Consider the following 25,514-nt stretch of genomic DNA (forward strand, 5'->3'; position numbering starts at 1 on the left):
CCCGCAACCATTCCAGGTTGCGGGGACTCTTGGCTTCCGGAAGCGCCCAGCTACCGCTGGACTGCTCCGAAGCGTTCGGCGGCCAGGGCAACTGCGGCTTCACGCGCCGCCGAGGCCTCGTCAGCGGTCAGGGTCCGGTCGGCGGCCCGGAAGCGGAGCCCGAAGGCCAGCGACTTCTTGCCGTCCTCGATGCCCTTGCCCGCGTAAACGTCGAACAGGGCCACGTCTTCCAGCAGCTCTCCGGCGCCTTCACGCAGGGCGGCAAGGACCTCGTCTGCCGGCACGTCGGCGGGGACCACGAGCGCCACGTCCTGGGTGGCCACCGGGAACGTGGAGATGTGGCGGGCCACGATGACGTCCGGAGCTGCCTCGAACAGGGCGTCGGCGTTGATTTCAAGAGCCACCGAACGGGCGGGCATGTCCGACGCCGCCAGCAGCTTGGGGTGCAGTTCACCCGCGTAGCCAACGGTCTCGCCGGTACGAAGGGCAAGCCGGGCGGTGCGGCCGGGGTGGAACGCCTGGTGGTGGCCCTGGCTGACAACCAGGTCCACGCCGAGGACATCGCCGGCAAGGCGGGCAACATCCAGTGCGTCGGCCCAGTCCCACGCACGGGGCGTGTGCGAAGCGGCGGCCGGCGAATCGTGTCCGGTAAGGACTGCGGCGAGGTGGAACGGCTGGTCCGGGACGCCGTCGAACAGCGCGTCAAGAACCTCGTCTGCAGGCTTGGCGCCCAGCGGCGGGATGGAAGCGGTGCCCACGCTTTCGCCGGGCAGGAACACCAGGCCCGACTCGAAGAGCGCCAGGTCACGGAAGCCCCGCGAGTGGTTGCGCTTGGCCACCTCGATCAGCCCCGGCAGGATCGAGGTGCGCAGGTAGCCGTGCTCCTCGCTGATCGGATTGGCCAGCTTGAGGGCGGTCCGCGAACCTCCCTCTTCAGCCACGCCGAAGGTGTCGTTGGCTGCCTTCGACACAAACGGGTAGGCCAGCACCTCGGTGAGGCCGAAGTCCGCCAGGGCCTGGATCAGGCGCCGGCGCTGCTGCTGGACCCGGGTGAGCCCGCGGCCGGGAGGGGCCACCGGAAGCGTGGCGGGGATCTTGTCGTAGCCCACCAGCCGGGCGATTTCCTCCGTCAGGTCTTCCTTGGTCTCCAGGTCGCTGCGCCAGCTCGGCGGCGTGACGGTCCAGCCGCCGTCGTTCTTGACCACTGCCGCGCCCAGGTCCTCAAGGGAGGTGACAATCTGGTCCTCAGTGAAATCGACGCCGATGCGGGCGGCGGCGAAGCCGGCCGGCAGCTCGATGGCGACGGTTTCCGGGGCAGTCCCAACATCTGTTCCCGCTTCGTCGGCGGTACCCCCGGCGAGTTCCACCAGGAGGTCCACCACGCGCTGGGCGGCGATGGCCGCCACCTGCCAGTCCACGCCGCGCTCAAAGCGCTTGGACGCCTCGGACGGCAGCTTGTGCCGGCGGCGTGAACGCCCAATGGACACCTCGTCGAAGTGCGCGGACTCCACCAGGATGTTCGACGTCGAATTGCCCACCTCGGTTGCCGCTCCGCCCATGACGCCTGCGATGCCGATGGCGCCGGAGTCGTCGGTGATGAGCAGGTCCTCAGCGTCAAGGGTGCGTTCCTTGCCGTCCAGGGTGGTGATCTTTTCACCGGCGGACGCGCGGCGCACAACGATGTCCCCGGAGAGCTTGTCCAGGTCGTAGCAGTGCGTGGGCTGGCCCAGCTCAAACATCACGTAGTTGGAGATGTCCACGGGCAGCGAGATGGAGCGGACGCCAGCCAGCCGGAGCCGGGAAACCATCCACGGCGGGGTGGGACGGGTGGCATCCACACCGCGAACGGTCCGCGCCACGAAGCGGTCGCAGCCGGGCTTGCCGTAGATGGGGGCGTCGTCGTTGAGCTTGATGCCGTAGCCGCCGGACAGCTCCGCGGGGGCCTGGACCTTGCTGGCCGGGTCCGTGAAGCTTGTGCCGGTGGCGTGCGCGTACTCGCGGGCCACGCCGCGGATGGAGAAGGCGTAGCCGCGGTCCGGCGTGACGTTGATTTCCGCTGCCTGGTCGTAGAGGCCCAGCAGCTCCATGGCGTCAGTGCCCACTTCCGGGTCCAGCCCGATGCGGGACAGTACCAGGATGCCGTCGTGGTCCTCGCCGATGCCCAGTTCGCGGACGGAGGCGATCATGCCGGCAGAGAGGTGTCCGTAGGTCTTCCGCGCGGAGATGCGGAAGTCGCCGGGCAGCACTGCGCCCGGGAGGGTGACCACAACCTTGTCGCCCTCAACAAAGTTGTGGGCTCCGCAAACGATGCCCTGCACGCCGGAGGGGTCGATGCCGTCCCCGATGAGGGTCTGTTCCTTGCCTTCGGGGACAACGCGGACCTGGCACCAGTTGATGGTCTTGCCGTTGGTCTGCGGTTCCTTGACCAGGCTCAGGACCTGGCCCACCACCACGGGGCCCTGGAGGGTGTCCGTGGGACGGTGGACGGCTTCTTCTTCAAAGCCGACCTTGACCAGTTCTTCCATGACGTCTTCGGCCGTTGCTCCGGCCGGTACTGCTGCGAATTCACGCAGCCAGGAAAGTGGGATACGCACTGTTAGATCTCCATCCCGAAGTGCTCGCTGAACCGTACATCGCCTTCGATCATGTCGCGCATGTCCCCCACCTCGTTGCGGAACATGAGGGTGCGCTCGATGCCCATGCCGAAGGCAAAACCTGAATAGACCTCGGGGTCGATGCCTGCGGCGCGCAGGACGTTGGGGTTGACCATGCCGCAGCCGCCCCACTCGATCCAGGCCGGGCCGCCCTTGGCGCCGGGGTGGAAGATGTCCAGCTCCGCGGAGGGCTCCGTGAACGGGAAGTAGTTGGGCCGCAACCGGATCTGGGCTTCATCGCCGAACATCTGGCGGGCGAAGTGCTCCAGGGTGCCGCGCAGGTCCGCCATGCTCAGGTTCTTGTCGATGGCGAGGCCTTCGAACTGGTGGAACACCGGGGTATGCGTGGCATCCAGTTCGTCGGTGCGGAACACCTTGCCCGGGCACAGCACGTAGATGGGCACCTCGCGCTCCAGCATGGAACGCACCTGCACTGGGGAGGTGTGGGTGCGCATCAGCAGATGGGCTTCGGGCGGCTCCACGAAGAACGTGTCCTGCATTTCGCGGGCAGGGTGGTCCGGCTTGAAGTTCAGGGCATCGAAGTTGAACCACTCGGATTCCACCTCGGGGCCCTCCGCGATCTCCCAGCCCATCCCCACGAAGATGTCCGCCACGCGGTCCTGCAGGGTGGAAAGCGGGTGGCGGGCGCCGGCACGGCGGCGGCGCGGGGCGGCGGTGACGTCAACGGTCTCCTCCACCAGGATCCGGGCGTCGTTTTCGGCTTCCAGCACTTCAGCGCGCTCGGCGAGCGCCTTGTTGACCTTTCCGCGGGAGGCACCCATCAGCTTTCCGGCGAGCGCCTTCTGGTCCTTGGGCAGGCGGCCGATCTCGCGGTTGGCAAGGCTGAGCGGGGACTTCTCGCCGCTGTGGGCAAGTCGCACCGCCTTAAGCTCGTCAAGGGTGGCCGCACCGGCGATGGCGGTGAGGGCCTGGTCTACAGCGGCGTTGATGGCGGCCTCATCCGTGGGATTCGGAATGGCGGCGCCCGGCAAAGTTTCAGTCATCTACTGTTCTTAGCTACGAGTCGTGGCTGCCGGCAGGCGGGCAGCCGTGCGCGGTTTCCCGCCCGGCGCGTCCGTCGCTGGCAGGTCATGGATGAATGCGCTGAACCTCAGCGGCATTCAATGACCAGGTCAGGGCTCGCCGGCAGGACCGGCGGCCACTGCCCTCCAGTCTAGTTGAACCCTCCGGCTACCATGGCCTCATGACTTTGCGGCAGCGCGCGGGTTCCCTTGACGGCCCGACGGCGGCCCAGCGGCTCAGGCGGGCAGCGAACCTCCTCAACGGGAGCACCCTGGCGGGGCTCGCCGTCGCCCTCGCCGCCCGGACACGCATCAGCCGGGGGCCGCGCGGTTTGATCCTTGCAGCCGGCTACCGCTGGCGGTTGCCTTTTGCCCACGCCTACACCCTGGGCAATGTGGTGCTTTGCCGCAGCACGGCCGAGGAACTGGTGTCCCGCCCGGCGCTCCTGGGGCACGAGGAACGGCACTGCAGCCAGTATGCGTGGTGCCTGGGGCTGCCGTTCATCCCGTTGTACCTGGCGGCCGCCGGCTGGTCCGTGCTGCGTACCGGCAACCCCGGGACGGCCAACATTTTTGAACGGCGGGCAGGGCTGGCCGCGGGCGGTTACCCCCTCACAGGAAGGCGGGCGTGATGGGCCAGACCCCGGACGTTCGGGTGGAAGCGGGAATGGTCACCGTGACGGGAACGGGGTGGGCCGAAGCCGCTCCGGACCTGATGCTGGTTTCAGTGGGCGTGGAGTGCCGCGCCGGATCGGTGCACGAAGCGTATGCGGCGGCCGGAGAAGCGCTGACTGCTGTGGGCTCGGTCCTCCATGGCCGCGGCGTTGCCCCTGCCGATCTCCGTACCGCAGGCCTGACCGTCCGGGCCGACCTCGCCTGGCGGGACGGCGAAGGCCAGAAACTCCTGGGCTATGTGGCCGGGGGCAGCCTCATGGTGAGGCTGCGGGACCTCGGCAGCGCATCGGCTACCGTTTCTGAGGCCGTGCGCGCAGCTGGGGACTCTGCCCGCCTGAACAGCCTGCAGCTGGTCCTCTCGGATGATTCGGCAATCCGGGTGCAGGCCAGGGACGCTGCGTGGCAGGACGCGCTCGGCACCGCCGGGCAGTACGCCGCGTTGGCCTCGGCCGCACTGGGACAGGTGCTGTCTGTTACAGACGGGCGGCCGGCGCCGATACCGGTCCCGCTTGCCGGGCTGCAGCGGGCATCCGCCACGGAAGGGCCGCCGGTTGAACCGGGCGTGAACCGGGTGGAGGCCGCCGTTACCGTCACATGGGAACTGCGCCACTGAGGCGACGTTGAATGGGAACCGGGTCACCCGGGGCGTTGCGGCCTTGACTTCCATTCGAACATGTTTTCGAATGGAGGCATGAGATGGGAAGCGCAAGCACTGGTGCCCACGCCCAACCCCGCTGGTGCAGCCGCCCCGCCGCTGCTTCCGCTGGCTGGCCTGGTCCGCTCCGTCACCACGCCTGAGTTCGCCGGGATCACGTTTCACGAGGTCACTGCCAAGTCGGTGCTCAACAGGGTGCCGGCGGGGTCGAAGATGCCTTTCGAATGGACGGTGAATCCCTACCGGGGCTGCAGCCACGCCTGCGTCTACTGCTTTGCCCGCAAGACGCACACCTATTTGGATTTCGACGCCGGCATGGACTTCGACAGCCAGGTGGTAGTGAAGGTCAATGCGGCGGAGGTCCTGCGCAAGGAACTGAACAAGGCCTCCTGGACGCGCCAGCAGGTGGCGCTGGGCACCAACACCGACCCCTACCAGCGGGCCGAGGGCCGGTACCGGCTCATGCCGGGAATCATCAGCGCCCTGGCCGAGTCCGGCACCCCCCTGTCCATCCTCACCAAGGGAACCCTGCTGGCGCGGGACATTTCGCTGCTCAAGAGCGCCGCCGCCCAGGTTCCCGTAGGGCTCGGCATTTCCCTGGCGATGACCAATGAAGCCCTGTCGGAGACGATCGAACCCGGCACCCCCGGGCCGAGGGCCCGGCTCAGGCTGGTGTCCCGGCTGCGTGAAGCGGGACTGCCCTGCGGAGTCATGGCCATGCCCATCCTGCCGTGGCTGTCCGACAGCGACGAAGCACTGGACGCGCTGTTCGGCTCGCTGGCGGCCGCGGGTGCAACCGGAGTCAGCGCGGGTGCGCTGTATTTGAAGCCAGGCACCAGGGAATGGTTCATGAAATGGATCGCCACGAACCACCCCGAACTTGCTGGCCGCTACCGCCTGCTGTACGGAACGGGCTCCTACGCCTCCAAGGAATACCGGACGTGGCTCGCCGGCAGGGTCCGCTACTTCAAGGCACGCCACGGTTTTTCGTATTCGTCAGGCTTCAGCCACAGGGACCTGAAAGACGGCGACCTGGACAAGCGGGACCTGGACGATCCGCGCGTCGAGGAGGCGGAGTACCCGGCCGGCAGCATCCCCGCCGCGGTTCCGGGAGGCTCCCCCGCTGCTTCATCGGCATCCCGGCCCGGCGTGCAGGACTCCCTCTTCTGAGGTCCCGGACTCAGTCATGCCGCAGGCTCTCCTGCACCGGCACCGCTACGGAGTCCAGGAGGCTGCGGACTATTGGATAGTCCGCCGGGATCCAGGGGAGGCCAAGCACCGCTTCCCGGTCCTGCAGGTCCACCCACCGCAGTTCGTCGTGGTCTTCAAGGGGCAGGGCGTTGCCGCGGGTCACTTCGGCGAACCAGACCCGCATGCTGGCCCGTTCATTCAGGGGCCAGCCCTGGGGCTCCTCCGCCGGCAGCTCCGGGCCCAGGCGCACGGCGATGCCGAGTTCCTCAGCCAGTTCCCGCACGAGTGCCGTTTCGGGTTCCTCGCCGGGTTCCACCTTGCCCCCTGGAAACTCCCACAACCCTGCCAGGTGCTCGGGAGCGCTCCGCCGCGCCACCAGGAGTGCCGCCGGATGGGCCAGGTTGTCCACCACGGCTCCGCCCACTACCTGTATCAGTCCAGTCACCGGCTCATTCTATGGGCCACAATGGGAATGTCCGGAACAGCCTGCGGCACCCCAGGGAAGCCACGGGAATACGTCCTGCCCACCCTGGGTTTGCCCCACCGACCGGACCTTCCTGCCCCACTGCCGTGGCATCGCCCCCTTCCACGTTCCACCCTTCGAAAAGCAGGCATATGAGCAGCGTTCTTTCCCCGACCACGGCAGCCGGCACCAAGGCCCCCAATATCGGAGTGGCCATCCTTGCCCTGGCCATGGGCGGTGTAGGCATCGGCGTCACCGAGTTCACCATGATGGGCCTGCTGAAGGAAGTGGAACAGGGCCTGGGGATCAGCACTCCCGAGGCCGGGCACCTGATCTCCGCTTACGCGCTGGGAGTGGTGGTTGGCGCTCCGGTGCTGGCCGCCGTCGGCGCCAAGCTCCCCCGCAAGAAGCTGGCAATGAGGCTCCTGCTGTTCTTTACCCTGGCCAACCTGAGCTCGTACGTGGCCCCGGATTACGGATCGATGCTCATATCCCGCTTTGCCGCCGGCCTCCCTCACGGGGCCTTCTTTGGAGTTGCCGCGGTCATCGCCGCGTCGCTGGTTCCCCCTACGCGGCGCGGCTGGGCAATTTCCATGGTCATGGCCGGGCTGAGCGTCTCGAACGTTGTGGGGGTACCGTTCGCCACGTGGATGGGCCAGACGTTCGGCTGGCGCCTGCTGTTTGTCCTGGTGGGCGCCATTGGCCTGCTGGCGTTGGGCATGGTGTGGAAGTACGTACCCTTCCAGGCTGCGCACCCCGATGCCAGCATCAGGCGTGAACTCGGCGCCCTCAAGCGGCTCCAGGTGTGGCTGGCCCTCCTGGTGGGGATCGTGGGGTTCGGCGGGTTCTTCGCCACCTACACCTACATCGCCCACACCATGACCGCGGTGGCCGGCATCCCGTCCGCACTGATCCCCCTGGTGGTGGCGCTGTACGGGCTGGGCATGGTGGCCGGGAACATCGTGGGCGGCAGGCTGGCCGACAGATCCGTCATGGGCACCCTGTATTGGGTCCTCCCGGCCGTTGCCGTGGCCCTGGTGGTTTACGCTGTGGCAGCACACTGGCCGTGGAGTGCCATGGTCATGGTGTTCGTAGTGGGAGCGTCCGGCTCGATGCTGATTCCCGCCCTGCAGACGCGGCTGCTGGACGCCTCGCCGGACGCACCCTCGCTGGCATCCTCACTCAACCACGCCGCACTGAATGTAGCCAATGCCCTGGGAGCCTTCCTCGGCGGCCTCGTCATCGCCCTCGGCTGGGGCTTCGTTGCCCCGGCACTCGTCGGTGCCGTCCTCGCGCTCCTCGGTTTCGGCGTCGCCCTCTTCAGCGGCCTGATGGAACGCAAAAGGCCGCTGAAGGCCTGATTTACGCAGCCGTGGCCCTTACCGATGCCCTACCGGGAAGGCGGGCTAACGATGCGGCAACGCCGCCCCCTGAGCTACTGACTTTGGGGGGTGCGTATGTTAGCTTGAGCCTCATCGGGACTATTAATCCCGGTCACAATGAGGAGGAGACATGGGTTTTCTTGCTTGGATTATTTTGGGCCTGATAGTTGGGGCCATCGTTAAAGCCGTTATGCCCGGACGGGTAGGCGGCGGCTGGGTGACCAGCCTCATCCTGGGTGTCGTCGGAGCCATTGTTGGCGGCTGGATTGGCAGCCTCCTGTTCAACAAGGGCGATCTTGCCTTCTTCGACCTCGGCACCTGGATCCTCGCAATCGTCGGCGGCCTGGTTGTCGCCGGCATCTACGGAGCAGTCACCGGACGCGGAAAAGCCAGCCGCGCACCCTAAGCACTCTGTCAATCAATAACCAAGGGGCCCCGGATTTCCGGGGCCTTTCTTTGTGCCCTCGTCTTGATGCCCTCGACAGCAACGAACGGACGCGCGCCGTCCTACCGCCGCCGTCCTACCCTGCGCTTCCGGTGGCCGCGGCAGCCTGGATCCGGCGCTGGGACCGGGCGCTGGCGTAGAGGCAGACGGTGGCCGCGGTCCCGAGGTTGAGGCTTTCAGCGGCGCCATAGACGGGGACGGCCACCCGGTGGTCCGCAAGTTCCAGCTCCTCTTCGGAAAGCCCCTGCGCCTCGTTCCCGAAAAGCCAGGCGGTGGGTTGAGCGAGGTCGTATATGGATTCGGGGCCCGCGCCGGTGAGCCTGCGGCGGGCGCTCTCATCCTGCAGGACGTCCAGGTCCAGTTGCCCGTAACCGTCGGCGGCAAGGACGCCGATGCCGCGGGCCTTGCATGCGGCGGCCAGTTCGGTGGAGTCCGCGGCCAGCACCACGGGGAGGTGGAACAGCGAGCCGGCGGTGGAGCGCACCGCCTTGGGGTTGTAGATGTCCACGCTTGACGCTGTGAAAACGACGGCGTCGGCGCCGGCGGAGTCCGCCGCGCGCAGCACGGTGCCTGCGTTGCCCGGGTCCCTGACCTGGCACAGTACGGCAATCAACCTGGGGCCGGCGTCGAGCACGTCCGCCAGGGATACATCCACGAAACGGCAGACGGCGACGATCCCCTGCGGGTTGACGGTATCCGCCATGGCGGCCAGGACGTCGTCGGTGGCCACCCGGGCGTTTGTGCCCTGCGCCAGTTTTTCAAACTCCGGAAATCGGTCCAGGCAGCTTTCGCTGGCGAACACCTCGGTGACCACCCCGGGAGCACCTGCCGCAAGCCGCTGCTGGTGGAGTTTGAGTGCCTCCCGGACTGCTTGCGGCCCTTCAGCCAGGAACTGGCCGCGCTTTAAACGGGCCGGGCGCCCTGCAAGCTTTGCCACGTCCCTCACCCGATCGGCTCGGGGATTGGACAGTGGAAGATCTTGCGGGCGCCCGGTTTCGTTCATACAAGAACTGTAGTAGCTGACGCTTCCAGTTCCTGAACTGGCCCCTCAGGCGAGGGGCGGCAGCGGCTGACTAGGCTGCGGCAACCTTCTTGGCGGAGGTGTCTGCCGGCAGAGAGTCCTTGGCCACCTGGACCAGTGCGGCGAAGGCGTTGGCGTCAGAAACGGCAAGCTCGGCCAGCATGCGGCGGTCAACCTCGACCTCAGCGGCCTTCAGGCCCTGGATGAGGCGGTTGTAGGTGAGGCCGTTTGCGCGGGAAGCAGCGTTGATGCGCTGGATCCACAGGCGACGGAAGTCGCCCTTCTTCTTCTTGCGGTCACCGTAGCTGTACACAAACGAGTGCAGCAGCTGTTCCTTGGCCTTGCGGTACAGGCGCGAACGCTGTCCGCGGTAACCCTTCGCCCGTTCAAGAACAACCCGGCGCTTCTTGTGGGCGTTGACCGCCCTCTTCACACGTGCCACGTGCGTACTCCTTCGAAAATCTGATCCCAAGCATCTGTTGCCGGTGTTCCGGCGGCCTGAGAAGGCTGTTTGGCAGGTGACGGACCACCGGTAGGCGGTCCATCAATAAACTTGGAAACTAGATGCCGAGCATCTTCCGGATGACCTTGGCGTCGCCCTTGAAGACGATCTTGTCGCCGGCAAGGCGGCGGGTCAGGCGGCTGGACTTGTGCTCCAGGTAGTGGCGGCGGTTGGCCTGCTGGCGGCGCAGCTTGCCGCTGCCGGTCAGCTTGAAGCGCTTCTTAGCACCACTGTGGGTCTTCATCTTCGGCATGGGAACCGATCTCCTTACGTTTCTGCGGACCCGGGGGCCGGCAGTTCTATCGCGCAGCCACCCCTGCGGGCAGCATGCTGGTTGCTGACTGCCGGGGACACGCCCCGGCAGCTGTGAACTAGTTGGTCTTCTTACCGGCCGGCTTCGGCACTGCCTTGGGGGCAGGGCGGGCAGCAGGCTTCGGTGCAGCAGGCCTGGCCACCGGCTTCGGCGGCGCAGGCACACCAGCCGGCTTCGGCGCCGCCGGTGCGGCCGCTTCCGGCTTGGCGGCAGCCGCAGGCCTGGGAGCCGGGGCGGCCTTGGGCGCAGGCGCCTTGGGGGCTTCCTGCTTCGGAGCGGCAGCCTTCGGCGCCTCCTGCTTTGGAGCGGCAGCCTTCGGCGCCTCCTGCTTTGGAGCGGCAGCCTTCGGCGCCTCCTGCTTTGGAGCGGCAGCCTTGGGGGCTTCCTGCTTCGGAACGTCGACCTTGGGGGCTTCCTGCTTCGGAGCTTCCTGCTCCGGAGCGGCAGCCTCCGGTTCGGTGGACACGGTGAAACCTTCCGGCAGGAGGTCCGCCAGTGACTGCGTCAGGGGGGCCTGGTCCTCGCCGGAGGTGTCCACGCGTCCCGAAGCCTTGGCTTCGTTCTGCGCCTTGGCCTCGGCACGCTGCGTGGCGCGGCGTGCTTCAGCCTTGGCTTCGGCCTTGTTCTTCAGCGGGCCAACCACCATGACCATGTTGCGGCCGTCGATGCGGGGGCTGGACTCCACCACGCCAACTTCGGCGACGTCGTCGGCGAAGCGCTGGAGCAGGCGGATGCCCATCTCCGGACGCTGCTGCTCACGGCCACGGAACTGGATCATGGCCTTGACCTTGTCCCCGGCACCGAGGAAGCGGAGGGCGTGCCCGCGCTTGGTCTCGTAGTCGTGGGTGTCGATCTTCAGGCGGAAGCGGATTTCCTTCAGAACCGTGTTCGTCTGGTTCTTCCGGGCCTCACGTGCCTTGACCGCGGCCTCGTACTTGTACTTGCCGAAGTCCATCAGCTTGCACACCGGAGGCTTCGCCTGAGGTGCAACTTCAACGAGATCAAGGTCGGATTCGGCAGCCAGGCGCAGGGCATCCTCGATACGGACGATTCCTACCTGTTCACCTGCAGGTCCGACCAGCCGCACCTCGGGGACGCGGATACGCTCATTGATTCTTGGCTCGCTAATGTTAAAGCTCCTGTGGTTGTTGTTGAGTCCGGCAAATAGAGAAGGCCCCCAATTGCCGGAGCAATCGAAGGCCTCAAACAAGTTGGCTGGCAACCCCTGAAGGGGGCCGCACGTACACGGTGCCGTCAAATGCCGGTCCGTGCCCAACCAGGTACCCGGCAACCTTACGTCCCTGGCAGGTTCCAAATGGAACGCCTGGGACAGCGGCTGACGCGGGTGGGAGAGAACTCCGCTTGCAAACTGCATGCCATTCTACAGAAAAAATTCCCGTCAACGCGGTGAAGCGCTGTTGGGAACCTGATTGTTTGGGACAATCCCTGAAATAACGACATCCAGTTGTTCTGTGTCAAGCTTACCAGTATGAGCACCTCAGACAGTAATTCGTACGTCTTCGAGCCCGGTGACGCAGGCGTAGACGTTTCCCAACAGATCCGGGACATCTCGGAGGTCCCCGCCATCGAGGTCATCACCACGGCCGCAGTCCACCTGATGAGCGCCGCCGCGGTAAAGCTCGGCTTGGCCGAGGAAGACAACGCCGCCGAGCTGAAGGACCTGGACGAGGCCCGGAAACTGATCACGGCACTGGCTGGCCTGGTTACCGCGGCCGCCCCCGAAATCGGCTCCCAGCACGCCGGTCCCTTGCGCGACGGACTGCGTTCCCTCCAGCTGGCATTCCGCGAGGAGTCGCTGATTCCGGATGCTCCGGGCAAGGGCCCGGGTGAAAAGTTCACCGGGGCAGTGAACTAGGGAAGAACTCCCCCAAGCAACGTCCGACGGCGGGACGGCCTTTTGAAGGTCGTCCCGCCGTCGCGCTTTAACCATCCATTGCTCCGTATCTGCCGTTTAGCCGGGCCAAAAGGACAAATACGTGGGCCCACGCCCGCAGGGTTCCCTGGCCGAGCTTGCGAGGTGAGGGCGCGGGTGGGGAACAATCGATGACCGGGCAACCGGTCAGGCGGCAGCCTTCCGGCGGCGCCGCTGGAGCGCCAGGCCCACCACGCACAGCACCACACCCGCGGCGCCGACGGACACAAAGCCGCCGGACGGCCCCATGAGGTCTATAAAGACGCCGGCCAGCGGCGAACCGAGGGCAACACCGGCGGTCAGGGCCGAGCCGTACCAGCCCATGGCCTCTCCACGCCGCTCCTCCGACACCAGGTCGGCCACCTTTTCGGAAGCCGCCGAGAGCACGGGCGCGCACAGCAGGCCCGGAAGGACGGAGACGAAGGCCAGCGTCCAGGTGTCATGGGCGAAAGCCATCGGCAGTGTCAGTGCGGCCATGCCCAGCAGCAGGAAGATCGGCGGGATGGGCCGGTGCATGGCGCCGTAGATCAAGCCGCCCACCACGGAAGCGGCGCACCAGAAGACGAAGACGATGCCGATTTCGCTTTGGTGTCCGCCGATTTCAAGAGCGGCGACGATGCCAACGTCCGTGCCGCTGAGGACCATTCCGGCGCCGGCGGCCACGGCGAAGAGCGCAGCGACCGTCGCGGTGAACCACGAGAAGCCGCCTGCCAGTCTTCCCCGCAGGCCCTGCGCCGCACTGGTGGCAGCCCCGGCGGGGGCCAGTTCCGCGGCGGCTTCCTGCAGATGGGCCGGAGCCGTGGACACGACCGCAACCTCGGCAGCATGCTGCTCATCCTCCGCGCATTCCACCGTGAGGCCCTGGCTGCGGGTGGGCGGGTTGAACCACATGAGGAACAAGCCAGCGAGGGAGGTTGCCACTCCCACCACCGTGAGGCCCGCCATGCTGAAGCCGCTCGTGGCTACTACGGCGCCGGCCGCAGGGCCGATCATGAACACCATTTCCGTGGTGATGGCATCGAGGGCGAATGCGGTGCGGCGCTGGTCTCCCTCCGCCAGGACACCCAGGGATTGCCGGACCACGCTGAAGATGGGCAGCGTAAGCAGGCCGCCCACGAAGACCAGCGGAAGAAGCCATTGGTAGGACACGTGCGGCACTACCGACCAGATCACCGTCTCCGAGATCACGGACGGGATGAGCGCAGTCCTCAGCCCCACAGTGTCTACGCGCCGGCCACGCCATGGCGCGCCCAAGGCGATGCCGATGGTCATGACAGCTGCGGCGGCACCGGCAGCGGCATATCCCTGGCCCAGGGTGAGCACGATGTGCAGGGTGAGCAGAACCCCGGCGGCCGAGTGCGGGATGCGGGCGATCATGCCCACCAGCAGCAGCCGGCGGATAGGCCGGATGGCGAGCAACTCCCGGTAGAGAGCGAAATTCACGAAAGCGGTCCTTCAGGGTGCGCCGCAGCCCCGGCGGGGATCACCCATCGGCTGCCTGGCTAGTCGGGTGCGCGCCTCAGTTTGATTTCAAGGGAATCGACGCGCTCCCCAAACAATACATTCCGGGACCACTCCGCTTGGAGGCCGGCAACCAGTTCCTGGACACCAGCGGCGTCCAGGCCGTCCTCCAGGTACAACACCACCTGCAGTTCCGGCCCGGCACCGCCGCCTGGAACTACCGAGCCGTCGGCAGCCCTGGCGGCTACTCCCCTGCCGGGCAGGAGTTCGAGCCGGCGAATGGCGGCGAAGCCGGACACGGCGTGGCCCATTTCGGCCGCCAGCTCCGGGTCATCGTAGGAGGGGACCCAGTCATGCTGCTTGGCGAGGGCCCAAACGCCGGGCCTGCGGACCACGAACGTCACGTCGGCGCCCGGGTCCAGGACCAGGAGTTCCGCTCCTTCAGCGACCGCCGAGAGCGCCGCCCGCGCGGCGTAAACGGCTACCGGGCGGGCTTCCGGGTGCCATGCCGACAGCGCGGCGGCCGAGGTGAATGCCGGCAGCGCGGTCCTGCCGTCGGCTGCCTTCAACGTCACCAGGGCCATGTCCGCCTGCTTGTCGGCGTGCAGCCCATGGCCGGTTTCTGCTTCTTCAGCCAGCTGCGCCACGATCGGTATGAATACGCGAGTGGTTGCCAGCGCGGCAACCACGCCGGCTTCCCCGCCACGTCCCTCGCGCAGTGCGGCAACCGCGGCGACGTAGCCGGCGTCGGCCGTGCCGTCGTCGTCCTCGAAATTGTGGATTTTGGCGTCATCGCCCGCAAGGCTCCGCCCGGCCCAGGGTTGGCCCGCGGAGTCCGAGGCACCGCCGGCACCGGCCAGCGCTGCGGCAATGTGTCCGGGCAGCCGGCGGGCTGCAGGGCGTTCCGGTTCTTCGACGTTGGACATGGCTTGGCTGCCGCTTGGCCTAGCGCCGGCCGGCGACGTCGAGCGCTTCGGGCAGCGTGAAGGCACCGGCGTACAGGGCTTTGCCCACAATGGCGCCTTCGACGCCCAGGGGTACCAGCGAGCGGAGGACCTTGAGGTCGTCAAGGCTGGAGATTCCGCCGGAGGCCACCACCGGCTTGCCGGTCTTCTCCACCATTTGCCGCAGGAGCTCCACGTTCGGTCCCTGCAGCGTGCCGTCCTTGGTCACGTCGGTTACCACATAGCGGGCGCAGCCTGCCTCTTCGAGGCGGCCCAGCACGTCCCACAGGTCCCCGCCTTCCTTGGTCCAGCCGCGGCCCGCAAGGGTGGTTCCGCGGACGTCAAGCCCGACGGCGATTTTGTCGCCGAAGCGCTCGATGGCCCGGGCGGTCCACTCGGGGTTCTCCAGCGCTGCGGTACCGAGGTTGACCCGCGCCACGCCCAGGTCGAGGGCCGCCTCAAGGGTCTCGTCGTCGCGGAGGCCGCCCGAAAGCTCCACCTTGATGTCCAGCCGGCCCACCACCTCGCGGAGCAGTTCGGCGTTGGAGCCGCGCCCGAAAGCGGCGTCCAGGTCCACCAGGTGCACCCATTCGGCGCCCTGCTGCTGCCAGTTGAGGGCTGCTTCGACAGGGGTGCCGTAGCTGGTCTCGCTGCCGGCCTCGCCCTGGACCAGCCGCACGGCCTGGCCATTGACGACGTCGACGGCGGGCAGCAGTTCAAGGACCGGAAGGTCATGTGCGGTGGTCATACTCATCCTCGGTGTTGGTTCTTGGATTGGGGGCGGGGGCGGGGTTCAGGCATGCCGTTGCGTGACGGCCGGACCGCCTGCCGGACCGCCTGCCGGCGTTCAAGCCGGCGGGCGGCCGGTGGTTACCTGGCCGGCAGCGTGAGCAGGTAGGCGGCGAGCAGCGACATGGCGGCCAGGACATAGAACGTCACCTGGGTCCACAGCGGCTTGCGCTGCTGCCGGAAGGAAATGCCGCCGCCGATCAGGATGCCGGCGAGGCCCATCAGCAGTACCGACCACATCTAGGCGCCGCTGCCGGCGTCGGCGGGTGCTGCACCGGTCCCGGGGCTGCCGCTGGCCGGCTTGCGCAGGCTTTCCACCCAGTTGCGCAGCAGCCGGGCACCGGCGTCACCGGACTTCTCGGGGTGGAACTGGGTGGCACAGAGTGGGCCGTTCTCGACGGCGGCAATGAACGGGGCGCCATGCTCGGACCACGTGACCATTGGCGGAGCCATCCGCGGCTGGACCACGTCGAAGTTCCACTCCTGCACGCCGTACGAGTGCACGAAGTAGAAGCGCTCGTTTTCGACGCCGGCAAAGAGTTTGGAGCCTTGGGGGACCTTGACGGTGTTCCAGCCCATGTGCGGGACAACTTCCGCGGGAAGGGCCTCTACTTTGCCGGGCCATTCACCGATGCCTTCGGCTTCGGTGCCGTGTTCCACCCCTGCCTCGAAAAGGACCTGGAGCCCAACGCAAATAGCCAGCACGGGGCGGCCGCCGGCAACGCGCCTGCCGATGAGGCGGATACCGTCCACCGCCTTGAGTTCGCGCATCACGGTTTCGAAGGCGCCGACGCCGGGCACCACCAGGCCATCTGCGTTCAGCACGTCCTCCGGCTTGGAGCTCAGGATGACTTCCGCACCGGCGCGTTCCAGTGCGCGCACGGCTGAGCGGACGTTTCCGGAACCATAGTCCAGCACGGTGACCGTGGGCTTGCCTTCGGGTGAGGCAAGCTTGCGGGCTGCTGAAGGATCGATAATTGCGCCGTCCTTCAGTACCTGCCCGCTCACAGCGCGCCCTTGGTGGAGGGGATGCCCTCAACGCGGGGGTCCGGTTCGATGGCAGCGCGCAGGGCGCGGGCGAAGGCCTTGAACTGGGCCTCGACAATGTGGTGCGGGTCCCGGCCGGCCAGCACGTTCATGTGCAGGCAGATCCCGGCGTGCAGCGTGATGGCTTCGAAGACGTGCCTGGTGAGGGACCCGGTGAAGTGGCCGCCGATCAGGTGGTACTCCTGGCCCGCCGGCTCGCCGCCGTGCACCAGATAGGGGCGGCCGGAGACGTCCACGACTGCGTTGGCAAGGGCTTCATCCAGCGGCACGGTGGCTTCCCCGAAACGGCGGATTCCCGCTTTGTTGCCGAGGGCAGTGCGCAGGACCTCGCCGAAGGTGATGGCGACGTCCTCCACGGTGTGGTGGACGTCGATGTGGGTGTCGCCGGTGGCCTTGACCGTCATATCGATCAGGGAGTGCTTGCACAGGGCGGTCAGCATGTGGTCATAAAACGGCACGGACGTGTCAATGTCCGACACTCCGGTTCCGTCGAGGTTGATCTCCACGAGGACGGAGGACTCGCTGGTGGCACGCTCCATGCGGGCGGTCCGGGCCGCGGCCGTATTCGATCCGGTTGGACTCATGGTGAGGGATCCTTAGTGGGAGGAGAAGTGGTTCAAGGCGTCCAGCGCCGCACTACAAGTCTAGGCGGGAAGCGCAGCCCGGCCCGCAATGATGCGTTCCAGGGACGTGAGGAAGGCGGTGGTTTCCGCCTCAGTGCCTGCAGTGACCCTGAGGTGGCCGGGGATGCCGACATCGCGGATGAGTACACCGGCGTCCAGCAGCTCCTGCCAGACCTGGTGCGGATTCTCCAGTCCGCCGAAGAAGACGTAGTTGGAGTCGGAGGCGGCAGGCGTCAGGCCCATCCTGGTCAATTCCGAAACAATCCGGTCCCGCTGGGCCTTGATGTCCTGCACGTCGGCCATGAGCGCCTCGCGGTGTGCGAGGGCGGCAAGCGCCGTGGCCTGCGTGATGGCAGAAAGGTGGTACGGCAGGCGCACCAACCGCAGGGCATCGGTTACCTCGGGCGCGGCAGCCATGTAGCCAAGCCGGGCGCCGGCCAAGGCAAATGCCTTGCTCATGGTGCGTGAGACGATCAACCGCTCACGGCCCGGCAGCAGGGTCAGTGCACTGGGCGTTCCGTCATGCGCGAACTCATGGTAGGCCTCGTCGACGATGATGATGGCCTGGCTGTCCTCCCCGGCCTCGTAGACAGCTTCCACGACGTCCAGACCCAGTCCGGTTCCAGTGGGGTTGTTGGGCGAGCAAAGGAACACAATGTTCGGCCCGAGTTCCTTGACCTGGCGGGCGGCGGACTCGGCGCTCAGGTCGTAGCCTTCCGCGCGTTCCCCGGTGATGTACTGCGTGTCTGTTCCGCTGGCCAGCAGCGGGTACATGGAATACGTGGGCGGGAAGCCCAGGGCAGTACGGCCCGGGCCGCCGAAGGCCTGGAGGATCTGCTGCAGGACCTCATTGGAACCGTTGGCTGCCCAGACATTGGCTTCGTCGAGGCCATGCCCGAGGTACTCCGCCAAGGCTCTCCGAAGTTCGGTGAACTCCCGGTCAGGGTAGCGGTTGAGGCCAGCGGCGGCCTCTGTCACCGCGGCGCTGATGGCGGCGCGCACGTCTGCCGGGACACCATGGGTGTTCTCATTGACGTTCAGCAGGATGGGGACGTCCAGTTGGGGCGCCCCGTAAGGGGTGAGCCCGCGAAGGTTGTTTCGGAGGGGAAGCCGGTTCAGACGTTCTAGCTGGTCGTTCACCTGAACAGTTTAGTTGCCGTGGCAACGACCGGAAAATGTGACAGGTTTTGTTCGCCCTCGGCGTGCCTCAGGCAGCCCTGGGAACCCGCCGGGCGCCGGCAGCGGCTATCAGCGTGTTGGAACGAACAGCTGCTGCCCAGGCAGGACGGAGCCGGCACTGAGGTTGTTGAGCTGTACGATGTCCGCCACCACGTCCCGGGCGTCGCGGTCCGGATCCACCGCACCGGCGATGGTCCACAGCGACTGGCCTGGCTGCACCGTCACGGTGACCGTGGGCGTCACGGCCAGGTCCGCCGAGGAGTCGGAGGCCTTGGCCGGCGAGTTGAAGAACCCCGACAGCGAGAGCAGGAGAACGGTGAGGAGTACCAATGGGACTCCAATCAGGACGATCCGTCCCCGGCGGGTAAGGCGCAGGGGTGCCGCGGATGGTGAAACGTTGTGACGAGTTGATGCTGACATGAACTGAGCCCTCCTGGACCTGCCGTGCTGCCCGGGTGTCCGCCGGCGGCCGCCCCGACCATTCAGACCCCGCTCCGGAACTCTCTCCGGCCACGTTTTCGAATAGGGCACGCGCTGGTTAGAACACATGTTCGAACTTTGCTGGTTAAGTTTTAGCACCTATCAACGAACAATGTCGAGACTCGCTAGAACAAATGTTTGAAAAAGCACTGTGGCTGGCCTAACTTTGGAACCAAAGAACAACCACCCCTGAAGTTGACCAGCAGGGTCTGACAATGACAGTGGGAGTCCTACCGGCGGCGGTCGCAGGCCAGCGCCAGGGCGGACGATTCGGCGGCAAGCGAAAGGCATTGGCGAATATGGCAGCAGCAGCCGCCGGGGGCAGGACAGCCCCGCAAACCAAGAGGACCACCAAGGGCCTGACCCCCCGGCAGAAGAAGATCCTCGAAACCATCCAGCGCTCAGTCAATGAGAACGGGTACCCGCCCTCCATGCGTGAGATCGGCGATACCGTCGGGTTGGCAAGCCTGTCCAGCGTCACCCACCAGCTCTCCCAGCTGGAGAAGCTCGGTTACCTGCGCCGTGATCCCAAGCGGCCGCGGGCCATGGAAGTGCTCATGCCCCTCACGCTGGACGGCGGTGCCGGCAAAGCCGCGGGCATCTCTCCTGCGCCCCAGCCTCCCGGCCCGGGTGCCACAGTGACTGAACTGCCCACCGCACTGGATACGGCAATGGTTCCCTTGGTGGGCCGGATTGCTGCCGGCGGTCCCATCCTGGCCGAGCAGCTCGTCGAGGATGTCATGCCCCTCCCCCGCCAGCTGGTGGGCCAGGGCGAACTCTTCATGCTGCGTGTGGCCGGCGATTCCATGGTGGACGCCGCCATATGCGACGGCGACTGGGTGGTGGTCCGGCGACAGGCGGACGCCGCCAACGGGGACATCGTTGCTGCACTGCTCGATGACGAAGCGACCGTCAAGACCTTCCGCCAGCGCGACGGCCACACTTGGCTGCTTCCGCAGAACACACAGTACGAACCCATCCTGGGCGACCACGCCACCATCATGGGCAAGGTCGTCTCAGTCCTGCGTTCACTCTGAAGCGTTCCCCAGCCGGGCTTCCTGACCAGCGCTCCGGGAATCAGCCCGGAGGCCGGTCACGCCCTGCGGGGACTCCCGGAGCTACCGGGACTCCCCGCCCAACCTGGTAAGGGCGGCCAGCGCCTTGCTGCGGTCCGTGGTGGCCCAGAACGGGGGCAGGGCACCGCGCAGGAATCCGGCGTAACGCTCGGTTGCCAGCCGGGAGTCCAGCACGGCCACCACGCCTTTGTCCCCCGTGGACCTGATCAGCCGCCCAGCGCCCTGGGCCAGCCGGATCGCAGCGTGCGTGGCTGACACGGACATGAAGCCATTCCCGCCGGCCTGCGCCACGGCGCGCGAACGCGCCGTCATCAGCGGATCGTCCGGCCGCGGGAACGGGATACGGTCAATGACCACCAGGCGGCAGGAGCCTCCCGGAACGTCAACGCCCTGCCACAGGGACATGGTCCCGAAAAGGCAGGTGTCCGGTTCATCGGCGAACTGTTTGACCAGCGCCGTCATGGTGGATTCCCCTTGGCAGAGGACGCTCATATCCAGTTTGGGCCGCAGGGCGTCGGCCGCTTCCTCGGCAGCCCTCCGTGAAGAGAACAGACACAGTGCTCCCCCGCCGGAGGCCTTGATCAGTGCTTCCAGTTCCTCCAACGCCTCCTGGGACACGCCGCGCCCGGGCTTGGGCAGGTGTCCGGCGACGTAGAGGATGCCCTGCCTGGGGTAATCAAAGGGCGAGCCCACGTCCACGCCCGTCCAGCTGGGAGCACCATCGCCGAGAAGTCCCAGTCCTCCTGCGGCAGGTTCAAACGCGGACCCGATGGCCAAGGTGGCCGAGGTCAGCACCACGGTATGCCCGGCAAATAGGCCCTCCCGCAGCCGCCCGGCCACGGACAGCGGGGCGATGTTGATGAGCACCGGTGCGTTCTCGTCGGGCTGCGAGTAGCCCTGGCCGGGATCGAATGTACTGGCGCGCGAAAACCACACCACCTCCCGGTTTTCCCGGGCGGCGACCAGCCGCTCGCACAGTTCCAGGATGAGCATGAGGCGGGACCTGGCCAGCTGCCTGCCGCCGTCGGCCGTAGTGTTGCTGTCCCCCTTGGAGTCGGACAGCGCCGCCCGGCACGCCTCGCGCAGCTGGTCCACGCAGTCCAGCTGCTCATCGTTCAAGCCATTGGGCAGCAGGCCGTTCGGGGCACCGGCAAGGGCCAGCTCAAGGTTCGCAGCGGCCGCGTTCAGGGCATCAACGGTGATGGCGGTGTGCTTCCGTGCGCCCGAAGCGGCAGCGTGGACCATCGCGACGGACAGCTGTCCGGAGACGGCTCCGGTGACCCGGTCCTGCAGTTCGTGCGCTTCGTCCACCACCACGACGTCGTATTCGGGCAGGACGGCAAGTCCCTCGAATGCGCTGACGGCGAGCATGGCATGGTTTGTCACCACAACGTCCGCTTCAGCAGCGTCCTGCCGGGCGAGTTCAGCGAAGCATTCGGCAGCCATGGGGCACTTTTGGGCCCCCAGGCACTCCATGGACGTCACGGACACCTGCCGCCATGCACGGTCGGTCACGCCCGGGAGCAGTTCGTCCCGATCACCCGTAGCCGTCTTCTCCGCCCACTCGCGGAGCCGGACCACTTCCTTGCCAAGCTGCGAGGAGGGTCCGCCCACGGACGCTGCGAAGTGCGGCACGCTGGTGTCCTCGCCCAGCGAGAAGAGCTGCCCTTCCGACGGCTCCTCCGAGGGAAAGCCGCCTTCGAGCTTGTGGCGGCAGACGTAATTGGAGCGGCCCTTGACCAAGGCAACCTTGACCGGCCGCTCCAGCCCAGGGGTGATGTTCTTCAGTAGCCGGGGCAGGTCCCTGCCGACAATTTGGGTTTGCAGGGCAAGCGTGGCGGTGGACACCAGCGCAGGCTTGTTGCTCTCCAGGGCATGCGCGATGAGCGGCACCAGGTAGGCCAGCGACTTACCGGTGCCGGTGCCGGCCTGGACCAACAGGTGGTTGCCCGTTTCAATGGACCGCGCCACCTGCCGGGCCATTTCGTGTTGTCCGGTGCGGCTTTGCCCGCCCATGCCGGCGACGGCACGGTCGAGCAGTTCGATGACGAACTGCTCGCCGGCCGTCTGCGCGGCTTCTCCGGCCGCCAGGTCAGTCATTGACGACGAATGGTTCCAGTTCGGACGCCAGGCCCTCCCGGACCATCACAGCGGCCCTGGTACCCACCTCGACATGGTCCAGGCTGAGGATCTCGGCATCGGACTCGTGCAGCTTGCTGATCAAGTCGCCGCGATCGTACGGAATGAGCAGCTCCATCTTGACCGACGGCCGGGGAATCGACTCGCTGATGGTCTTCAGCAGTTCCGGAATGCCCTCCCCCGTGCGGGCCGAGACCACCACATGCCGCGGTTCCCGCTGCTTCAGCCGCTCCACCACGAAGGGGTCCGCAGCATCGGCCTTGTTCAGCACGACGATCTCGGGCACCTTCCGGGCGTCAACTTCGCTGAAGACCTTTCGGACCGCAGCAATCTGGCCCTCCGGATCGGGGTGCGAGACGTCCACCACGTGCAGGATCAGGTCGGCGTCCGCCACTTCCTCGAGCGTGGAGCGGAAGGCTTCCACCAGCTGTGTGGGCAGCGAACGGACGAACCCCACGGTGTCGGCCAGGGTGTAGCCGAGGCCGTCGGCGGTTTCGGCCTTGCGGACGGTGGGATCCAGGGTGGCAAACAGTGCGTTCTCCACGAGGACCCCGGCGTCGGTGAGGCGGTTGAGCAGGGAGGACTTGCCGGCGTTGGTGTACCCTGCGATGGCCACGGAAGGCACTTCATTACGACGGCGGTTGGCCCGCTTGGTCTCGCGTGCGGGCTTCATAGCAGCGATTTCGCGCCGCAGCTTGGCCATGCGGGTACGGATCCGTCGCCGGTCCAGTTCGATCTTGGTCTCACCGGGACCACGGGAACCCATGCCGGCTGCAGCGCCACCCACCTGGCCACCGGCCTGGCGGGACATCGACTCGCCCCAGCCACGCAGGCGGGGAAGCAGGTATTCCAGCTGCGCCAGTTCCACCTGGGCCTTGCCCTCACGGCTCTTGGCGTGCTGGGCGAAAATGTCCAGGATCAGCGCGGTACGGTCGATGACCTTGACCTTGACGATGTCTTCCAAGGCACGCCGCTGGGACGGGGCCAGTTCGGCGTCCACCACCACTGTGTCCGCACCCGTTGACAGGACGATGTCCTTGAGCTCCTGGGCCTTGCCCGAGCCCAGGAAGGTTCCGGGGTCGGGCTTGTCGCGGCGCTGCACCAGCCCGTCGAGGACTTCCGAACCCGCAGTCTCGGCGAGGGCGGCAAGCTCGCGCAGCGAGTTCTCCGCGTCCGCAAGCGTGCCCTCGGACCAGAGCCCGGCCAGGACCACGCGCTCCAGGCGCAACTGCCGGTACTCGACTTCTGTGACGTCCTCAAGTTCGGTGGACAGGCCCGCCCGGCGGCGCAGCGCGCGCCGTTCCTCAAGGTCCTGCTGGTCGCCGTCGTAGGTGGAATGTTCTTCGTCAAGGCGGGAAATGGCCTGGGCCCTGCCGAGCACCGCTTTTCCATCACCGCTGCCCTCACCCCGGGGCGTGCTGACATTCTTGGCCGGTACGTCCTTGGCGAGGATCCGGTCGATAACAGCCTGGATTTCCTGCGGACTCATGTCCTGGGCGGCTGGATCGGAACCGGTATTGGGCTGGCTGGTCATGGTCTCCTTTGAAGATTCGGCAATTCCAGAATAGTGCTGATTGAGTGGAAGTTGGAAAGTATTCGCGCTGGGCTTACGGCCTGCGGTCATGGTTCTCCTGATGGTCTGCGCCGGCTGCGATGCCGGGCTGGGAATGCCGCCTTGGAACGGCGGCACGGCGGGAGGGCCGGAGAATGGCGGGACGTGCAGCAGGAGGCTGACGTTCGAGGTTCGTCCGGCGGCCGGGCAGACTCCATGATCTGGCCGGTGCGCAAGCGGAAGGCGCAAAGCCTGCATCGCTGCGGGACGGGTTGTCAGTGGAGGACAACCTGCGGGACGGGCATGGCCCGTGCGGCTACTCGAAGATCAGGAACATGCGTTCCAGCCTAGCAGAGCGGCTCCTGCGCGGTTTCCCATTACGCTGCAAGGGGAACTACTCTGGCGAGTTATGGAGTCAGCACACTATTTCAGCGCGTCCCCCGCCGGCCCCTTCACCCGTAAGCCCCTCACGGTGGAATTGGCGGGCAAGCCGCGCCGCCTCCATACCTCCACCGGCATCTTCAGCCCCGATGGTATCGACAAAGGCACCGCGGTGCTCCTGGCCGAAGTTCCGGACCCGAACCCCCACGGCAACCTCTTGGACATCGGCTGCGGCTGGGGCCCGGTTGCGCTGACCATGGCCCTGCTGGCCCCCCAGTCCAAGGTCTACGCCGTGGACGTCAATGAGCGCTGCATCACGCTGACCAACGAAAATGCGGCCGCGCTGGGACTGTCCAACGTCGTCGCCAGCACCCCCCAGGAGGTGGACCCCAACGTCCGCTTCGACACCATCTGGTCCAACCCGCCGATCAGGATCGGCAAGGAGGAACTGCACGCCCTGCTCAAGCTCTGGCTGCCACGCCTAGCGGACGGCGGGACGGCATGGCTGGTGGTGCAGAAGAACCTGGGTTCGGATTCGCTGCAGCGCTGGCTGGCCGCGGAACTGGACGATTCGTTCACGGTGACCCGCGAGTCAACGTCCAAGTCCTTCCGGATCCTGAGAGTTACGAAAGCGTCCCGCTCGCCACAATGACAGCGGGGCCGCTGAGTTCCACATGCTCGTGCCCGCCGGGGCCGGCAAAGAACTTCACGCCCACCACTCCCCCGGGAACGTGGACCCGCCACGCGTCGGGAGCCTCTGCTCCGGCCCAGTGACGGATGGCGACGGCGGCAGCGCAGGCGCCCGTTCCGCAGGACTGGGTCTCCCCCACTCCGCGTTCATGCACCCGCATGGTCACGGAACCGATGCCGTCATGGACCAGCGGCTCCGCGGGAACCACGAACTCAACGTTGGTGCCGTTCGGCGGCACCGGGTCGACTTTGGGCGCGGTGAAGAGCCGGGTCCCGGACAGTTCCGAAAGTTCAGCCAAGGCCACCACGGTATGCGGATTCCCCATACTCACGGAGAGCGCCGGCCGGGCAACCTCCAGCCCTTCGGCGGTGACCAGGGAATCCATGGCCTTGGCGCTGGCTTCGCCGGGGAAAATGAACTCCCACGGCCCCATGTCCACCGCGTAACCCCCGCCGGTGCGGACGACGGTTTTGACGCCGCCGCGGGTGCCGATGGTGAGGGATCCGCCGTCTGGCAGGTCGATCAGGCCCTCAGCCCGCAGGAAGTGGACGAACACGCGGACTCCATTGCCGCACATTTCGGACAGCGAGCCGTCGGCGTTGCGGTAGTCCATGAACCATTCCGCGTCGGGGGTATCGGCCAGCAGTTCGCGGCCCTCGGGCAGGAACCGGGACGGTACGGCCCTGATCAGGCCGTCTGCTCCGATTCCGCGGTGCCGGTCGCAGAGTGCGGCGGACTGGTCGGCGCCGATGGCGTAGGTGCCCTCCGGATCGGCTACCAGGACAAAGTCGTTGCCGGTGCCGTGCCCCTTGGAAAAGCGGAGCCCGCTCAGTGTGCCCAGGGCGGATCCGGTGGTTTCTGCGGGGGTAGCATTCATGGTCCCAAGCGTAGCGGCG

26 protein-coding genes are annotated in these 25,514 nt (G+C 66.8%); 8 read left to right on the top strand and 18 right to left on the bottom strand.

What is annotated here, in order from left to right:
• Positions 1-50: 50 nt before the first annotated feature.
• Complete coding sequence (pheT, locus tag QF031_RS12615) at positions 51-2,594, bottom strand: phenylalanine--tRNA ligase subunit beta (RefSeq protein ID WP_307428477.1); 2,544 nt, start codon at positions 2,592-2,594, stop codon at positions 51-53.
• Positions 2,595-2,596: 2 nt separating this feature from the next.
• Positions 2,597-3,658 (bottom strand): phenylalanine--tRNA ligase subunit alpha, encoded by a 1,062-nt coding sequence (gene pheS, locus QF031_RS12620; protein WP_307428479.1) that lies wholly within the window; start codon positions 3,656-3,658, stop codon positions 2,597-2,599.
• Positions 3,659-3,858: 200 nt separating this feature from the next.
• On the opposite strand from pheS, the gene QF031_RS12625 reads away from it, so the two are divergent.
• From QF031_RS12625 to QF031_RS12635, 3 genes are all read left to right on the top strand, one after another.
• Positions 3,859-4,308, top strand: coding sequence for a hypothetical protein (locus QF031_RS12625; protein WP_307428481.1), 450 nt, complete (start codon positions 3,859-3,861; stop codon positions 4,306-4,308).
• Complete coding sequence (locus QF031_RS12630; RefSeq protein ID WP_307428483.1) at positions 4,308-4,964, top strand: SIMPL domain-containing protein; 657 nt, start codon at positions 4,308-4,310, stop codon at positions 4,962-4,964. Before QF031_RS12625 ends, QF031_RS12630 begins: the two co-directional genes overlap by 1 nt.
• 78 nt (positions 4,965-5,042) lie before the next feature.
• Positions 5,043-6,176 carry an Rv2578c family radical SAM protein gene (locus tag QF031_RS12635; RefSeq protein ID WP_307428486.1) on the top strand — a complete coding sequence of 378 codons (1,134 nt, stop codon included), beginning with the start codon at positions 5,043-5,045 and terminating at the stop codon, positions 6,174-6,176.
• Between the two features lie 10 nt (positions 6,177-6,186).
• On the opposite strand, the gene QF031_RS12640 is transcribed toward QF031_RS12635, so the two are convergent.
• Positions 6,187-6,642 carry a (deoxy)nucleoside triphosphate pyrophosphohydrolase gene (locus QF031_RS12640; protein ID WP_307428488.1) on the bottom strand — a complete coding sequence of 152 codons (456 nt, stop codon included), beginning with the start codon at positions 6,640-6,642 and terminating at the stop codon, positions 6,187-6,189.
• Positions 6,643-6,812: 170 nt separating this feature from the next.
• On the opposite strand from QF031_RS12640, the gene QF031_RS12645 reads away from it, so the two are divergent.
• A complete protein-coding gene (locus QF031_RS12645) occupies positions 6,813-8,021 on the top strand; it encodes an MFS transporter (protein WP_307428491.1) in 1,209 nt (402 codons plus the stop codon).
• A gap of 151 nt (positions 8,022-8,172) precedes the next feature.
• Positions 8,173-8,448 carry a GlsB/YeaQ/YmgE family stress response membrane protein gene (locus QF031_RS12650; RefSeq protein ID WP_159632311.1) on the top strand — a complete coding sequence of 92 codons (276 nt, stop codon included), beginning with the start codon at positions 8,173-8,175 and terminating at the stop codon, positions 8,446-8,448.
• A gap of 115 nt (positions 8,449-8,563) precedes the next feature.
• On the opposite strand, the gene QF031_RS12655 is transcribed toward QF031_RS12650, so the two are convergent.
• The 4 genes from QF031_RS12655 to infC all read right to left on the bottom strand — a co-directional run bounded on the left by QF031_RS12655 (position 8,564) and on the right by infC (position 11,410).
• A complete protein-coding gene (locus QF031_RS12655) occupies positions 8,564-9,490 on the bottom strand; it encodes a TrmH family RNA methyltransferase (protein WP_307428495.1) in 927 nt (308 codons plus the stop codon).
• Positions 9,491-9,560: 70 nt separating this feature from the next.
• On the bottom strand, positions 9,561-9,950 hold the full coding sequence (gene rplT, locus QF031_RS12660; RefSeq protein WP_018763610.1) for a 50S ribosomal protein L20: 390 nt from the start codon (positions 9,948-9,950) through the stop codon (positions 9,561-9,563).
• Between the two features lie 118 nt (positions 9,951-10,068).
• A complete protein-coding gene (rpmI, locus tag QF031_RS12665) occupies positions 10,069-10,263 on the bottom strand; it encodes a 50S ribosomal protein L35 (protein WP_009358635.1) in 195 nt (64 codons plus the stop codon).
• A 118-nt stretch (positions 10,264-10,381) separates the two neighbouring features.
• Positions 10,382-11,410, bottom strand: a complete 1,029-nt coding sequence (gene infC / locus QF031_RS12670; protein ID WP_370874508.1) for a translation initiation factor IF-3 — start codon at positions 11,408-11,410, stop codon at positions 10,382-10,384.
• Between the two features lie 402 nt (positions 11,411-11,812).
• On the opposite strand from infC, the gene QF031_RS12675 reads away from it, so the two are divergent.
• Positions 11,813-12,199: a DUF1844 domain-containing protein gene (locus QF031_RS12675; protein WP_307428497.1), complete on the top strand. Its 387-nt coding sequence runs from the start codon at positions 11,813-11,815 to the stop codon at positions 12,197-12,199.
• 204 nt (positions 12,200-12,403) lie between these two features.
• Here the strand turns inward: QF031_RS12675 and QF031_RS12680 are convergent, their stop codons facing one another.
• The 8 genes from QF031_RS12680 to QF031_RS12715 all read right to left on the bottom strand — a co-directional run bounded on the left by QF031_RS12680 (position 12,404) and on the right by QF031_RS12715 (position 18,719).
• Positions 12,404-13,699 carry an MFS transporter gene (locus QF031_RS12680; RefSeq protein WP_307428500.1) on the bottom strand — a complete coding sequence of 432 codons (1,296 nt, stop codon included), beginning with the start codon at positions 13,697-13,699 and terminating at the stop codon, positions 12,404-12,406.
• A gap of 59 nt (positions 13,700-13,758) precedes the next feature.
• Positions 13,759-14,643 carry an SseB family protein gene (locus QF031_RS12685; protein ID WP_307428503.1) on the bottom strand — a complete coding sequence of 295 codons (885 nt, stop codon included), beginning with the start codon at positions 14,641-14,643 and terminating at the stop codon, positions 13,759-13,761.
• A 19-nt stretch (positions 14,644-14,662) separates the two neighbouring features.
• A complete protein-coding gene (gene priA / locus QF031_RS12690; RefSeq protein ID WP_307428506.1) occupies positions 14,663-15,409 on the bottom strand; it encodes a bifunctional 1-(5-phosphoribosyl)-5-((5-phosphoribosylamino)methylideneamino)imidazole-4-carboxamide isomerase/phosphoribosylanthranilate isomerase PriA in 747 nt (248 codons plus the stop codon).
• A 122-nt stretch (positions 15,410-15,531) separates the two neighbouring features.
• Positions 15,532-15,690, bottom strand: a complete 159-nt coding sequence (locus tag QF031_RS12695; protein ID WP_307428511.1) for a hypothetical protein — start codon at positions 15,688-15,690, stop codon at positions 15,532-15,534.
• A complete protein-coding gene (gene hisH, locus QF031_RS12700; protein WP_307428514.1) occupies positions 15,691-16,458 on the bottom strand; it encodes an imidazole glycerol phosphate synthase subunit HisH in 768 nt (255 codons plus the stop codon).
• On the bottom strand, positions 16,455-17,081 hold the full coding sequence (hisB, locus tag QF031_RS12705; protein WP_307428517.1) for an imidazoleglycerol-phosphate dehydratase HisB: 627 nt from the start codon (positions 17,079-17,081) through the stop codon (positions 16,455-16,457). Before hisB ends, hisH begins: the two co-directional genes overlap by 4 nt.
• Before the next feature lie 60 nt (positions 17,082-17,141).
• Complete coding sequence (locus QF031_RS12710) at positions 17,142-18,260, bottom strand: histidinol-phosphate transaminase (RefSeq protein ID WP_307428519.1); 1,119 nt, start codon at positions 18,258-18,260, stop codon at positions 17,142-17,144.
• A 108-nt stretch (positions 18,261-18,368) separates the two neighbouring features.
• Positions 18,369-18,719: a LysM peptidoglycan-binding domain-containing protein gene (locus QF031_RS12715; RefSeq protein WP_307428522.1), complete on the bottom strand. Its 351-nt coding sequence runs from the start codon at positions 18,717-18,719 to the stop codon at positions 18,369-18,371.
• Positions 18,720-19,078: 359 nt separating this feature from the next.
• Here QF031_RS12715 and lexA point away from each other — a divergent pair, with 359 nt between their 5' ends.
• Positions 19,079-19,816, top strand: a complete 738-nt coding sequence (lexA, locus tag QF031_RS12720; RefSeq protein WP_307428525.1) for a transcriptional repressor LexA — start codon at positions 19,079-19,081, stop codon at positions 19,814-19,816.
• 81 nt (positions 19,817-19,897) lie between these two features.
• Here lexA and QF031_RS12725 read toward each other — a convergent pair whose 3' ends face one another.
• Together QF031_RS12725 and hflX are read right to left on the bottom strand one after the other, a co-directional pair.
• On the bottom strand, positions 19,898-21,955 hold the full coding sequence (locus tag QF031_RS12725) for an ATP-dependent DNA helicase (RefSeq protein WP_307428529.1): 2,058 nt from the start codon (positions 21,953-21,955) through the stop codon (positions 19,898-19,900).
• The gene (hflX, locus tag QF031_RS12730; protein WP_307428532.1) at positions 21,948-23,528 is read right to left on the bottom strand and encodes a GTPase HflX; all 1,581 of its coding nucleotides are present in this window, start codon (positions 23,526-23,528) and stop codon (positions 21,948-21,950) included. Before hflX ends, QF031_RS12725 begins: the two co-directional genes overlap by 8 nt.
• Before the next feature lie 427 nt (positions 23,529-23,955).
• On the opposite strand from hflX, the gene QF031_RS12735 reads away from it, so the two are divergent.
• Entirely contained in the window at positions 23,956-24,579 is a 624-nt protein-coding gene (locus QF031_RS12735) for a class I SAM-dependent methyltransferase (protein WP_307428535.1), read from the top strand.
• Here QF031_RS12735 and dapF read toward each other — a convergent pair.
• Positions 24,551-25,495, bottom strand: a complete 945-nt coding sequence (dapF, locus tag QF031_RS12740) for a diaminopimelate epimerase (protein WP_307428538.1) — start codon at positions 25,493-25,495, stop codon at positions 24,551-24,553. The genes QF031_RS12735 and dapF overlap by 29 nt on opposite strands.
• Positions 25,496-25,514: the final 19 nt, after the last annotated feature.

This window comes from Pseudarthrobacter defluvii, from assembly GCF_030816725.1.
GTDB classification, from domain to species: domain Bacteria; phylum Actinomycetota; class Actinomycetes; order Actinomycetales; family Micrococcaceae; genus Arthrobacter; species Arthrobacter defluvii_A.